A 13,660-nucleotide genomic window follows, 5' to 3' on the forward strand; every position below is an offset into this window, starting at 1 on the left:
CGATCTCCTGACTCGTTGCTGCACTGCCCTGCTCCGGCGGGAACATACTGGCCGCCGCCAGTCATCACGTCAACGGCTGTTCGCGAACATGGCGTACTGTGCCGCCGCGCGTTGCTGGGCGTCGAGAAGCTGTTCGCTGCTGACTATTCCGACGTACCGGTGATAGGCGACGATGCAGCTGAAGCGCTTCTTCGCGGCGAATCTCTTGTTCTCCACGCAGGCGGAATCGGCGAGGTTGGGTGGGGGCGCCACGTCCGTTTCGGTCCGCCAGGGGAAGAGCTTGTCGGTGACCGCTCGGCGCGCCGTCTCGGCATCGGGGGTGCGGATGCCGATCGAGCCCCAGGACACGGCGACCTGCTGGGGGTTCATCTTCGTGAGCTGCTGGTCGATGTACTGGCGGTCGTCAGGGAGGGGACCGCCGGAATGGTGCACGGCGCCTTGTTTGCCGCCGACGAAGAAGTAGGAGGAATCGGGCTTCGTCAGCTTGTCCGGGTTGAGGGTGCGCATCAGCAGGTGCTCGGGGTCCCAGGGCAGGGCCATGATCTGCTCGTCGGTCAGCGGGGTGGTTTCGGCCAGCGCCTCGATCTGCTTGGTGTAGGCGCTCTCGGCGAGGGTGGTGAGCGCGGACAGGTCGGGGGTCGCCACCGACAGCAGGAAGGCGATCACATAGGGGCCGTGCGGGAGCACGGTGCGCAAGAAGGGCGAGTCGGGGCGCCAATGTGAATGGGCCGCAGGATATTTCGGGAGCGTCACCGGCTGGTTGCGGCCCTCCTTGGCGGCGAAGTCGGTGTCGTGGAATTCCCTGGCCGCCGCGGTAGCGCGTTCGGCATCGGGGAACTGGAAGACCATCGTCGTGGCGGTGAGCCGGTTGTCGTCCTTCTTGGACGGCCAGTCGCTGCCGCTGACGTTGGGGGTGACGTCCTTCGACGCGCCGCTGGAATGGAAGCCGTAGAGCATCTTGTGCTTCTCTGCGATGGCCTGCATCGCGGTGCTGTCGCCGAGTTCCGCAGGCAGGAAACGGGCGTAGTTGGCATCGGCGCGGTTGCCGTAGATCATCTGCGGGTCGATGTCATAGGCGTGGATCGTGTGGTCGGCGATCCGCATCGACGCCACCGTGTCCATTTCGTAGAACGCGGGCACGGGATCGTCGTCGTGGGCATTGACCGGCTCGGTGGGGTACGAGCCCACGTCGAGGGTTCGCACATCGATTTCGCCGGGCACGCCAGTGCCGGACACGGTGGAACCGCAGGCCGTCAGGACTGTTGTCAGAACGGCCGCGAGCAAGATGGTCGTGGTGCGTTTGGGCATGGTCATCGGCCGTTCACCAGCAATGCGTATTGGGCGGCGATGCGCTGTTGGACGTCGAGGAGCTGGTTGGACCAGACGTACGCGGCGTAGCGGTCATGCGACACCGCGCAGTAGAAGCGGACCGCCAGTCTTTCCCTGCCGATGTACTCCTTGCATCGGGCACTCGGCAGGTTCTTCGGCGACTCGACGGCGGTGAACTTGCGGGTCAGGCCGCCGAGTTCGTCGCCGACAGCCTGGGCACCTGCGATATCGCGAGCGCGGTACACCTCGGAACCGTCGTTGGCATACAGGTCGACGCCGTTGTCGTCGATCATCTTCCCCCTGCTCACCGGGTTGGAGGAGAAGTGGCGGGCAGTGCGGCCCGCGTAGACACCGGGTGGGTTGGTCCACGAATCCTCGCGGGGACGGGGCGCGGTGCGACCGAGCATGCCGTCGCGGTCCCGCTGCAGCGTCATGAGTTGGTCGGCAGGCGTCGGAGTGAACTTCGCGACCGAGGGCAAGATGGTGTCGAGGCTCTTGCTGACCAGGTCGACCAGTGCCTGCTTGTCGACCTTTTCCAGCCAGATCTTCAGATAGTCGAAGAACCAGGTGTAGACGACGAGATGACCGATCGCGAACCAGGAACCGATCGACTGCTGGTCGGGCTGCCAATGTGCCTTCGCCGCAGGGTAACCGGGGATTTCGATCGGCTGATTGTTCGGCGCGTAACCGAAGTCGAGCTGTTCCAGTGCGGTAGCGGCGGTGGCGGCCTTCTGCGCGTCGGGGAAGATCATGACGGCATTGACCATGTCGATGCCCATGTTCTGGTGCTCGGTCTCCGCGGAGCTCACGAATCCACCGATGAAATCGGGTGCGATCTCGGCGAACCGGTCGACTGCCATGATCTTGCCCAGTGACGCCTCGGGATCGATGAACACCGAGGCGATGAACGGATTGCTGTGGACGAAGCGCGGGTCGATATCGGCGGGAGACGGCACGAAATCACCGAGCCGCTCGGCTTCGACGAACCGTGCCTGATCCATGTTCGCGACCACCCCGACCTGACGTGGTTGTGTCGCATAGCCACCCACGTCGAGAGTGGCGAGATCCACCGGCACCTCGGTCGCTGCCGGACTTTCGTCACCGCCTCCGCAGGCCGCGATAACAGTCGTCAGCAGTGCGGCCGCAAGCGCGGCACAGGCTGGTCTGGTGGCTCGCAACGCGATCATCCCTCCCCGAAACGATGGTCGGCGGAATCCTACGTCACCGAATCCGGGAAGGGGTGGGCTCGATCTTTCACAAACTGTTGGCCAGCAGCGCGTACTGAGCGGAGATCTTCTGGCGCACATCAGGTTCCTGGTCGGAGCTCACGATGCCCAGATAGCGCTTGTACGGCACGTAGCAGCGGTATTTGTATTCCTCTTCGGCGTCGCCCTGATTGTTGAGTTGCAGGCATTTGGCGCCGGGGATGTCGGCCGGGGCGGGGAGGGTGTCGTAGTGGCCCGCGGTATCGATGAGGCCGTTCATCAGGGCCTGGGCGGCGGCGAAATCGCGGACGCGGGTGATGGAGCCGCCGTCGACGAGGGCGATGTTCTCGGCGCCGGTGGAGTCGACGAGGCGCTGGCGGGCGGTCTGGTCGTCGGCGTTGTTCACCAGGTGGGCGGGGCTGTAGACGGCGAACGAATGCTGGTCGGGGTCGAGGCCGGCGCGGTCCTTGACGACGGCCCTGGCGAGCAGGTGTTCGGGGTCGATCGGGAGGTCGTCGAGTTTGTCGAAGGGGGTGGGGGTGAACTTGCCGAGCTGGGTGAGGGCGGCGGCGAGGGTCTTGTCGACCCAGGAGGTGAGGTCGGTGGCGTCGGCGCGTGGTCGCTGGATGAACAGCGAGATCACGAACTCCTTGTGTGCCAGGAACGCGCCGATCGTCGGCACGTTCGGGCGCCAATGCACGTAGGCCTCCGGGTATTTGGTGGAGGCGAGCTTGCGGTTATCGGGGGAGACCGCCAGGTCGACGTCCTCGAGTTCCCGGGCGGCGAGCGTGGCCGCGGTGGCGTCGGGGAACCGGAAGACCGCGGTGGTGACGGCGGTCGCCTCGGACGCGGGACGCTTCTGACCGTCCGGATCGGGTTTGTCGGAGCCGAGCGCAGCGTAGCCGGTCACGAACTTGCGGCGCTCCAGAACGGGCTTGGAGACATTGGCGACGAAGTCGAGCGCCCGCTCCACATCGGGGACGACGGTGCCGCCGCGGCCGTACGACAGCGACGGGTCGATCCGCACGGCGGAAACGACGGCCGCCGACATCCGGGTTCCCTCGACGAGGGCACCCTTGCTGCCCGCGGTGTCGTCGTAGCTGTGCCGCTCGACGGCGTAGGTACCTGTTTCCAGTCCGCGCACATCGGGTTCGGCGGCGACTGGGGTGCCGCTGACCGCACATCCGGTGAGCGAGGCTGCCATCGTGGCGTAACAGAGCGCGGACGCGATCCGGATCGTGGTCGAATGAATCATCAGGGCCCCTCGCCGCCATGGCGCCAATCGAACGATCCGCCCGGATTCGAGACAACCGCCACCAGCCGGATCGTTCTCCGTCGACTTGATGATAGCCGCGTTTGCCTGTGTCCAGCGGCCGATAGAAGGTTGGTCGATGAGCTTGCTCATGATCATGCCTTCTTTAGGCCCCTAGCCAGGTTGTATAGCCCAATGCTATTGTCCCCGTGTGTTGTTGAGATACCAATTCCGTGTCTACCCGACGCCTAGCCAGCGAATACAGCTGGCTCGAGCGTTCGGGTGCGCTCGGGTGGTCTTCAACGACTGTCTTCGGGTGAGACAAGGGTCGCACGCGGCCGGGGTGAAGATCTCTGACGCCGAAGTACAGAAAACTGTTGTCACAGTAGCCAAGCGAACTCCTGAACGAGCCTGGCTCGCCGAGGTCTCGTCGGTCGTGCTGGTGCAGGCTTGTCAGGACGCAAGGGCAGCGTACCGGAACTGGTTCGACTCTCTGTCGGGTAAGCGCAAGGGGCGTAAGGTCGGTCGGCCACGCTTCCGTTCTCGCAAGTGCCACCGTCAGACGATCCGGCTCACCCGCAACGGGTTTCGCATTCGGGACAACGGCCGCGTGTATTTGGCGAAGGTCGGCGAACTGAAAGTGGCGTGGTCGAGAGATCTCCCGTCGGACCCGTCCTCGGTCACGATCATCAAGGACGCGTCGGGCCGTTACTTCGCGAGCTTCGTCGTCGAAGTGGACACCACACCGCTGCCTGAGGTGGCCTCCGAGGTGGGCATCGATCTCGGTCTGTCCGTGTTCGCCGTGTTGTCGAACGGAAAGCGGATCACGTCACCGAAGTTCTTCCGTCGGGCCGAACGGAGGCTCCGCATGGCTCAACGGTCGTTGTCGCGCAAGGACCCGGGCAGCAACAACCGCGTGAAGGCGCGTGTTCGCGCGGCTAAGGCGCACGCGAAAGTAGGCGATACACGCCGGGATTGGGCGCACAAGCAGTCCACGCAGATCATCCGCGATAACCAAGCGGTGTTCGTCGAGGACTTGTGCGTTCAAGGTTTGGCGCGAACTAGGTTGGCGAAGTCCGTCCACGACGCCTCGTGGGGCATGTTCTCGCGGATGGTGGAGGAGAAGGCCGCCCGTTACGGGCGGATATTTGCCAGGGTTGATCGGTTCTTCCCGTCGTCGCAACTGTGCTCGCGGTGCGGAGTCGTGGACGGCCCGAAGCCGCTTTCGGTGAGGCAGTGGACGTGCCGGTCCTGCGGTGTTGCCCACGATCGCGATCTCAACGCTGCTATCAATATCCACGCCGCTGGGCGAGCGGAGTGGCTAAACGCCTGCGGAGGGGCCGTCAGACTTTCCGCCTAGCGGGAAGCGAGCCCCGGCGAAACAGGAACTCATCAGAGAGCCACGAAGTGGCCGTTCGTTCTGACGGGACGCCAAGAATTTCCGGTTCTCCAATCCCGGCGGGTTTGCCATAGTCTGGAGTACATGGCGACGACCCTGCTGCGCGGTTCCGGTGGAGGCCGATACCTGTGAGGGATCGGCAGGTCGAAGTTGTGCTCGGAAGTCATGCGGTCGCGCGCGTCGCGGGCGCGGTGATCGTGGTGGCCCATCGCGGGCACGGCAGGCTCACCCCCGACGACACCGCGGCGGTCGCACTGGAGTCGCTGGCCGAGCTGGTGCGTGCTGCGGCCGAGGACTCACCGGCCGGTCCGGGTTCGGTGGTCGCGCGGGAGGCGACCCGCTGGCTGATGAAGTACGCCGAACAGATCTCGCCGGGCAGGCCGATCGATTTCGGGGTGCTCTCGGCCGCCGACAACGGCGGGGTGGCGATCTTCCTGCACGGCGCGGTCACCGCGGTGCTCGCGGGCGAGGGCACCACCGAGTACTACCGGGGCAGTGATGCCGCGTTCACGGTCGACCGGGTGGCGTCCGAGCCGGCCAAGGCGGTCGCACTGTTCGTCGACGATGCCAAGGGCCGCATCCCCGATCTGCCGCCGGAACGCGGCGTGGGGTGGCTGGTCGAGGGGATCGCGCAGGCCGGTGGCGCTGTCGTGTGGTCCAACGGGGTGCGGTCGCGGGTCCGCACCGCCGATCCGGCGGGCGAGACGCGCAGGCCGCCACCGCCCACCGCGCGGATCGATCGGGAACCGCGTCCCGCGCAGGCGGATTCACGTCCGGCCGAACCGCCCGTCACCGGCATGCAGCCCGCGACCTCGATGATGGACGCGGCGACCAGCGCGACCGGACCGGCGCATTCGGCGGTCGACCCGTATTCGGTTGCGCCGCCTGTCGATCCACACAATGCCGAGACCCGGCTCGCGGGCACCAACCCCGCGCCCGAACCCGACCCGGACCTGCAGCGACGCCTGGAGGCGACCGCGCGGGCGACGGTGCTCACGGTCAAGGTGATGGGATTCAAGTGCGCGCGTGCGCATCCCAGCGATCCGCGCTCGGCGTTCTGCACCGTGTGCGGCATGCCGGTCGACCAGACACAGGCGCTCAACGAAGTGGTGCGCCCGCCGCTGGGCATGCTCGTCCTCGACGACGGCATGACCTACCTGCTGGCCGCCGACGCGGTGATCGGGCGTGATCCGGAGAACTCCGAGGCGGCCCAGCGCGGCCTCATCCCGCTGCGCGTGGACGACACCTCCGGCGGTATGTCGCGGGCGCATGCCGAAGTGCACCTGGTGAATTGGGATGTCCAGCTCATCGATCGCGGGTCGACCAACGGCACCCGCTCCCGTCTGCCCGGCTACCGCGACTGGGTCCGGCTCACGCCGAACCAGCCGATGGTGCTCATCCCGGGCACCGAGGTGATGATCGGCAACCGGGTGCTGCGGTATGAACCCGCCGCGCCGCCGCCGTTCGGTTAGGAATACCGCGACAGGCAGGTGGTTTCGCCATTGAGAACACCCGCCCGGAACGCATCGACCCGCGAGAACCCGCTCGGGACGGTCTTTCCCTCGGCATCGCTGGCGGCCAGACCGTCCGTGAGCAAGCCGGACACCGCTTCGTCGAGGTCGCCCGCGGAGAGCTGGATGTCGCCCTGGCTGGCCGGGCGGCCGGGCTGGGCGAGCTTGCCGGTGACGACACCGGACAGGCAGGCCGCGCGCAGGCCGGTCTTCGCGCCGGTCAGCTGCTGGCCGTGGCTGCGCTGGACGGCGAGGGTGTAGCGCGAGATGAACACGACATAGCCGTTGTAGTCCCCGCTGACCTTCACCGGGAGCGGGCCGTCGTCGTCGGTGTCAGCCGAGCCGCGCGCGGCGAGGCCGGGCACATCGGTGGCGATGACGTTCTTGGCGGGGCAGTAGGTGACCGGCTCGGTGGCCGCGCCGTCCTTGCAGTCGATCCGGGCGCCGGAGTAGTCGTAGGTCGGGGTGTTCTGCACCGGCAGGATGGCTTGCAGCGCCTTGCTCAACTCGACCAGGTTGTCCTGGGTGATCGGGTACTCGCCGCGGCCCTGGTCGCCGGAGAAACTCTGCGGCAGGTTGCCCCGGCGCTGGTCGATCTCCTCGTCGTCGATGCCCTTGCAGCCGCGCGGGCCGTCGGTGAAGCCGATCTGCACGGCCGTCACACGCTCAAACGCCGAACCGTGCACGCTCTCGGGATCGTCGGGGTCGGAGTCGCGGATCGAAACAGTAGCGGCCAGAACGGAATTCAGGCCGTCGGAGGTGTTGATCGTGAAGTGCTTCGACTTGCCCTCGGCGACATGACGCATGAACGCGCCGGCGAAGCAGTCGGCCTGCTGTTCCTTGACCAGGACCGGCGTCTTCTTGGTGACGAGCTTGGCCATGGTCTGGATGGCGTGCCCGTACTCGTGGGCCAGCACCATCACCACCGACATCTTCCCGAAGGTCTCGGTCATGGTGGGTAGCAGCATCGCGCGGTCCCAGCCGATCGAGTTGTCGCTGCGGCAGTAGGCGGCGTTGACCAGGTGGTAGGTGGTCTCCTTGCAGAAATCGATCGCCTGATTGCGGGAGGCGCGGGCGTTCCAGGAGATCAGCTTCTCCACCGGCTCGAAGGTCTCGCCGCGGAACTCGCTGCCGAACACGGACTGCCAGTAGGCCTGGATGTCGTCGATCGCGTTGAGCGCCAGCGCGTCGACGTCACCACCGTCGCCGTTGGACGCGGTCAGCGTCGAATCGGGGACCCCCGGCCGCGGGCCGTTCGGGCCGCCGGTCGTCGGCAGCCCCGCCACCTGGAACGGGTCGTCGTAGATCGAGACCCCGTGGCCATCGATCGCCCGCGTGCAACCTACGCTCAGCAGTGCGCATAGCACGGCGGTGATCGCAACGAGCACTTGGCCTTTCATCGATCCCCCCTGGTCGGCCGGATACAGGTCGCCGGATCGGGACAGCAAGCCGTCTCGGGGGCACCGCCGATGTCCGGGCGATGGCATAGTATCCGCTCCATGTCTTCACCGGGGGCGCAGACCATCACCGTGCGCCATGATGGAACCGAACGAGTCTTCGAAGCGAGCCAGCAGATCACCATGGGCCGTGCGCCCGAGGTGACCTTGTTCGTGGACAGTCCGCTGGTCTCGCGCGTGCACGCCACTCTGCGCTTTCAGAACGGCGCCTGGGTACTCGCCGACAACGGCAGTACCAACGGCGTTTTCGTCGACGCGCGCAAGCTGAGCCAGCCCGTGTCGATCGACCGGCCCACACAAGTGCGTCTGGGGGACGCAATCAGTGGGCCGCTGCTGCATCTGGTGCCTGCGGCGCCGTCGTCGCGCCACGCCGCCACGATGGTGGCGCCGCCTTCACAGCCGCAGCAGCAGCATCGCCCGCCGCAGCGTCCCCAGCAGCCCTTCCCGCCGCAGTCCAGACCTACCCCGCACCAGCAGCCGCAGTTCACGCCCACCTCGCAGTTGCCGTCGCAGCCGATGGCGCCGCAGGACAACATCAACATGACCCGCCGCGCCGACTCCTCGATGCTGCCGCCGGTGCGCAAGGCGGCCTCGACCGAGCCGGTGGCGCGCGGTGATCGCATCCCGCCCGGCGGGCTCAGCATCGGCCGCACCTCCGACAACCAGATCGTGGTGAACGATCCGCTGGCCTCGCGCCAGCACGCGCGCCTGGTGTCCTCGGCCGAGGGGCTGGTCATCGAGGACCTGGGGTCGGCCAACGGAACGTTCGTCAACGGCCATCGCCAGCAGCGCACCGTGCTGCGCGAGCGCGACATCGTCACCATCGGCAATATCGACTTCGTCGTCACCCAGGGCGCGCTGGCGCACCGGCAGAAGCCGGTCGCCGAGCTCGGCCTGACGGTGCACGGGGTCGGGTTCACCGTCGAGGGCAACAAGCAGCTGCTCGTCGATGTCAACATGCAGGCCGGGCGTGGCACGCTCACCGCGCTGATCGGCCCGTCGGGCGCGGGCAAGTCGACGCTGTCGAAGCTGATCGCGGGCAGCACCCAGCCCTCCGGCGGTGTGGTCACCTTCGAGGGCCGCAACCTGCACGCCGAATACGAGGCGCTGCGCTCCCGCATCGGCATGGTCCCGCAGGACGACGTTCTGCACCGGCAGCTCACCGTGCGCCAGGCGCTCGGCTTCGCCGCCGAACTGCGGCTGCCGCCCGACACCACCAAGGCCGACCGGCAGCAGGTGATCGACGGTGTGCTGAAGGAGCTTTCGCTCACCCAGCACGCCGACACCCGCGTCGACCGGCTCTCCGGTGGCCAGCGCAAGCGCGCGTCGGTGGCGATGGAGCTGCTCACCGGCCCGTCGCTGCTGATCCTGGACGAGCCGACCTCGGGCCTCGACCCGGCCCTGGACCGGCAGGTCATGCAGATGCTGCGCGAACTGGCCGACGCCGGTCGCGTGGTGATCGTGGTGACCCACTCGGTCGCCTGCCTGGACATGTGCGACCAGGTCGTGCTGCTCGCGCCGGGCGGCAAGACCGCCTTCGCCGGTCATCCCGGTGGCGTCGGCGCCGCGCTCGGCACGTCGGACTGGGCGGAGATCTTCGCCAAGGTCGCGGCCAACCCGGACCAGGCGTTCGCGGCCTATCGGTCGAGACAGGCCTACGTGCCACCGCCGCCGCCACCGGCGCCGATGCAGCGGGGCAACGCGGGCGCGCCGCCGCAATCGAGCGGGATGCGCCAGTTCAGCACCCTGGCCCGCAGGCAGTTGCGGCTGATCTTCGCCGACCGCGGCTACCTGGCGTTCCTCGTGGTGCTGCCGTTCATCCTCGGCGCGTTGTCGCTGGTGGTGCCAGGTAGCGACGGTTTCACCGAGGGCCCGCTGATCGCGCAGCCCGACGGGTCGTTCGCGCGGTCCAGCGGCGGTGAGGCACAGCAGCTGCTCGTGGTGCTGATCCTCGGCGCGTGCTTCATGGGCGCCACGCTCACCGTGCGTGACCTGGTCGGCGAGCGGTCGATCTTCCACCGTGAGCGCGCGGTCGGCCTGCTGCCCTCGGCGTATCTGATGGCCAAGATCGTGGTGTTCAGCGTGACCGCGTTCCTGCAGTCGGCGGTGCTGGTCGGCATCACGCTGATCGGCAAGAAGGCGCCGCCGGAGGGCGCGCTGATCCCGAACGGCAGCGTCGAGCTGTACCTCGTCATCGCGATGACCGCGGTCTGCTGTGTGGTGTTCGGCCTGCTGATGTCGAGCCTGGCCAAGTCCAACGAGCAGGTCATGCCGATGCTCGTGGTGATGATCATGGTGCAGCTGGTGATGGCGGGCGGTCTGATCCCGGTGACCGACCGGGCCGGCCTCGAGCAGGTGTCGTATCTGTTCCCGTCGCGCTGGGGTTATGCCGCGGGCGCGTCGACGGTGGACCTGCGCGAGCTGGTCATCGGTGCGCAGGAGGACGCGCTGTGGGAACACAAGCCGGGCATCTGGATTCTCGACATCGTGCTGCTCATCGTGATCACGTCGATCCTGGCCGCCATCACCTGGAGCCGCCTGCGCCTGAAGAAGTCCCAGGCATGAGGGATCGCAACGTCAGGGCCATATCGGCGGGCATGATGCGCGTGTCGCTCGCCGACCGGGCACACTTGAGCCTGTGACCGTTCGAGTTGGGGCCCTGCATCTGGGGTGGGATGTGGTGTCCGTTGCCGCGGGCGGCGGTGAGACTCCGATCCGCCCGGTTCAGGTGGAGGGCACCTACACCCCACCCGCCTATCTGCTCGCCGACGCGGCGGGCAGATTGCATACAGCAGGTGTCGACCGGCAGCGGCCGGACCTCGGCATGGCGATCGCCGACGTGCGCGACATCCTCGGGCACCCGCAGATCGTGATCGCCGGCGCCACCTGGCCCGCGGAGCTGGTGTTCCGGGCCAGGCTGTACAACCCGCTGGCCGCGGTCGGCAAATACCTGCGCGGCAAGCCGCAGCTGGTCGCGCTGCCGTATCCGGACACCTGGCCGGAGGAAAAGGTCGAGACCTACGCCGCGCTCGTCGAACAGCTCGACGTGGTCGTCGAGCCGCTGCCGGAGAGCGTCGCGCTCTCCGGTTACGTGCGCGCCCTCGGTCTGGTCTCGCCGCCGAGCGAGCGGCACCGCAACGGCATCGGCGCCACCGGCGTGTACTCCGACGGCCGCGCCCTGCTGGTCGTCGCGGTGCACGGCGACGACGAACAGCCCACCGAATCGGTCGAGGTCGCCGTCGGCGCCGAGGCGCTGCGCGACGCCCGCTCGGCCGACAACGTGGTGATCGAGGCGATGGCCGCAGCCCGCTCGATCGGCGCCGACACCTCGACGGTGCTGCTGGCGGGCAATGTCTGCTTCAACGACGCGCTGCGGCTGGCCTTCCAGAACCATCTCGGCCAGCGCCTGCACGTGGCCGATCATCCAATGCACGCGCTGGTGCTCGGCGCGGCGCACCTGCTGGTCACCGAGCCGGAGCTCGACGAGGACGACTACCCCGAGTCCCAGCACCCGGGCCAGGGCTATGCCGCGCAGGTCGGCTGGGGTGCCCCGCCCGCGGCGCCGACCAACGGTCAGCCGCCGAGCCCGGCCGGTTTCGTCGCCGGTCCGCCCGCGCAGACCGGCGGACGGCACGCGCTCGACGAACCCGACGACGACGAGCGCCGGGGCAAGCTGCTCGGCAAGATGAAGAAGGGCTTCTTCGGCGCACCGGCCGTGGTGGGCGCGGTCGCGCTCGCCGCGACGGCCTGGCACGCGGGCGCCACCGGTCCCGCGACCGCGGCCGAGGGCGAGGTCGTGAACTGCGCGTTCACCCCCTACGCGAACACGGTCCCGCCCGAGGGCATCGCGAGCGCGCGTGGCGGCGGCCTGATCGAGGACAACGCCTGCGTCACCCCCGGCATCGACACGCTGCGCTACCTCATTCCGGGGCCCGCGGGCGCGACCGATCCCGGCCCACCGGTGGTGATCTAGCTCCTCGCCCGATTGTGGTGGCGTCATGCGTAGCTGGTATCGTTGCTCGCTGGCGTGTGGAACGTCGAACCGTTCGCGGATCGGCGTCTCCTCGATGTCCCGGGTCTCCACCGGCCGCCGGGACGCTCTCGAACCACACCCGTGGCCGGCAACACCGACGACAGACAGGGAACGACTGTGCCTACGTACAGCCCCAAGGCAGGTGACGTCACCCGCAAGTGGTACGTCATCGATGCCACTGACGTAGTCCTCGGCCGTCTCGCCGTGCAGGCCGCTGGCCTGCTGCGCGGCAAGGGCAAGCCGACCTACGCACCGCACGTCGATGGTGGCGACTTCGTCATCATCATCAACGCGGACAAGGTTGCCATCTCCGGCAACAAGAAGCAGGACAAGCTGATCCACCACCACAGCGGACACCCGGGCGGCCTCAAGTCGCGCACTGTCGGCGAGGTGTTGGCGACCCGTCCCGATCGTCTCGTGGAGAAGGCCGTCAAGGGCATGATCCCGAAGAACAAGCTGGGTAACGCGATCGCGGGCAAGCTGAAGGTCTACGCAGGCCCGAACCACCCCCACGCCGCGCAGCAGCCGGTTCCGTTCGAGATCAAGCAGGTGGCCCAGTGACCGCTCCTGAAGAGTTCAACGAAGAGTTCGACGCGGTCGACGAGACCGTGGTCGAGGTTGTCGAAGACGGCGAAGGCTACGAAGCCGAGTACGTCGAAGAGGCCACCTACGCCCCGATCGTGATCGATCGCCCGGTGCAGACCGTCGGCCGCCGTAAGGAAGCCGTCGTTCGCGTGCGCCTGGTTCCCGGCTCGGGCAACTTCGTGCTCAACGGCCGCACCATCGAGGATTACTTCCCGAACAAGGTGCACCAGCAGCTCGTCAAGTCGCCGCTGGTGACCGTCGAGCGCGTCGAGAGCTTCGACATCTACGCCCGCCTGGTCGGTGGCGGCCCCTCGGGTCAGGCAGGCGCCCTGCGTCTGGCCATCGCCCGTGCGCTGATCGAGGTCACCCCGGAGGATCGTCCCGCGCTCAAGCGTGCCGGCTTCCTGACCCGTGACCCGCGTGCCACCGAGCGTAAGAAGTACGGTCTGAAGAAGGCCCGTAAGGCGCCTCAGTACTCGAAGCGCTGATTTCGGCACTGTCGGCCACCGTCTTCGCTTACTTCGGCGGAGACGGTACGGTCGGCGGAGCACGTGTGCGAGAGCAGGCTTCCAGCACGTCTGGTCGCCTGCTCTCGTGCTGTATCGACCACCTACAAGGGGCAGGTATGGGACAGCTTTTCGGCACAGACGGCGTTCGTGGGCTCGCCAACGACTCGCTGAGTCCGGAACTGGCGATGCGCGTCGCCGGTGCTGCGGCGCAGGTGCTTTCGCGCGGCAAGAAGCGCGCGGTCGCGGTCCTCGGCCGAGATCCGCGGGCCAGTGGCGAAATGCTGGAGGCCGCGGTGACCGCGGGCCTGACCTCGGCGGGTGTCGATGTCCTCTCGGTGGGCGTGCTGCCCACCCCGGCCGTGGCGTACCTGACCGGCCTT

10 protein-coding genes and 1 pseudogene are annotated in these 13,660 nt (G+C 67.6%); 7 read left to right on the forward strand and 4 right to left on the reverse strand.

Annotated elements, in window-relative coordinates; genetic code table 11:
- Positions 1-69 precede the first annotated feature (69 nt).
- The 3 genes from ACFVAV_RS20095 to ACFVAV_RS20105 all read right to left on the reverse strand — a co-directional run bounded on the left by ACFVAV_RS20095 (position 70) and on the right by ACFVAV_RS20105 (position 3,789).
- Positions 70-1,314: a hypothetical protein gene (locus ACFVAV_RS20095; protein ID WP_379036485.1), complete on the reverse strand. Its 1,245-nt coding sequence runs from the start codon at positions 1,312-1,314 to the stop codon at positions 70-72.
- Positions 1,311-2,399, reverse strand: coding sequence for a hypothetical protein (locus ACFVAV_RS20100; RefSeq protein WP_379036486.1), 1,089 nt, complete (start codon positions 2,397-2,399; stop codon positions 1,311-1,313). The genes ACFVAV_RS20095 and ACFVAV_RS20100 overlap by 4 nt, the downstream gene beginning before the upstream one ends.
- A gap of 184 nt (positions 2,400-2,583) precedes the next feature.
- Positions 2,584-3,789, reverse strand: coding sequence for a hypothetical protein (locus ACFVAV_RS20105; RefSeq protein WP_379036487.1), 1,206 nt, complete (start codon positions 3,787-3,789; stop codon positions 2,584-2,586).
- A gap of 208 nt (positions 3,790-3,997) precedes the next feature.
- Between ACFVAV_RS20105 and ACFVAV_RS20110 the strand changes: the two genes are divergently transcribed.
- On the forward strand, positions 3,998-5,146 hold the full coding sequence (locus tag ACFVAV_RS20110) for an RNA-guided endonuclease InsQ/TnpB family protein (protein WP_379036488.1): 1,149 nt from the start codon (positions 3,998-4,000) through the stop codon (positions 5,144-5,146).
- Between the two features lie 191 nt (positions 5,147-5,337).
- Positions 5,338-6,657 (forward strand): FHA domain-containing protein, encoded by a 1,320-nt coding sequence (locus tag ACFVAV_RS20115; protein WP_379036489.1) that lies wholly within the window; start codon positions 5,338-5,340, stop codon positions 6,655-6,657.
- Here the strand turns inward: ACFVAV_RS20115 and ACFVAV_RS20120 are convergent.
- Complete coding sequence (locus ACFVAV_RS20120) at positions 6,654-8,096, reverse strand: metallopeptidase (RefSeq protein WP_379036490.1); 1,443 nt, start codon at positions 8,094-8,096, stop codon at positions 6,654-6,656. The genes ACFVAV_RS20115 and ACFVAV_RS20120 overlap by 4 nt on opposite strands.
- Positions 8,097-8,195: 99 nt before the next feature.
- Between ACFVAV_RS20120 and ACFVAV_RS20125 the strand changes: the two genes are divergently transcribed.
- The 5 genes and pseudogenes from ACFVAV_RS20125 to ACFVAV_RS20145 all read left to right on the forward strand — a co-directional run.
- Positions 8,196-10,718: an FHA domain-containing protein gene (locus ACFVAV_RS20125; protein ID WP_379036491.1), complete on the forward strand. Its 2,523-nt coding sequence runs from the start codon at positions 8,196-8,198 to the stop codon at positions 10,716-10,718.
- Between the two features lie 73 nt (positions 10,719-10,791).
- Positions 10,792-12,126 (forward strand): hypothetical protein, encoded by a 1,335-nt coding sequence (locus tag ACFVAV_RS20130; RefSeq protein ID WP_379036492.1) that lies wholly within the window; start codon positions 10,792-10,794, stop codon positions 12,124-12,126.
- A gap of 177 nt (positions 12,127-12,303) precedes the next feature.
- The gene (rplM, locus tag ACFVAV_RS20135; RefSeq protein WP_022567307.1) at positions 12,304-12,747 is read left to right on the forward strand and encodes a 50S ribosomal protein L13; all 444 of its coding nucleotides are present in this window, start codon (positions 12,304-12,306) and stop codon (positions 12,745-12,747) included.
- Complete coding sequence (gene rpsI / locus ACFVAV_RS20140) at positions 12,744-13,259, forward strand: 30S ribosomal protein S9 (RefSeq protein WP_379036493.1); 516 nt, start codon at positions 12,744-12,746, stop codon at positions 13,257-13,259. Before rplM ends, rpsI begins: the two co-directional genes overlap by 4 nt.
- Positions 13,260-13,396: 137 nt before the next feature.
- Positions 13,397-13,660 (forward strand): annotated as a pseudogene (locus ACFVAV_RS20145) (phosphoglucosamine mutase); the annotation flags it as partial.

This window comes from Nocardia sp. NPDC057663 (assembly GCF_042799895.1).
In the GTDB taxonomy this organism is placed as follows: Bacteria; Actinomycetota; Actinomycetes; order Mycobacteriales; family Mycobacteriaceae; genus Nocardia.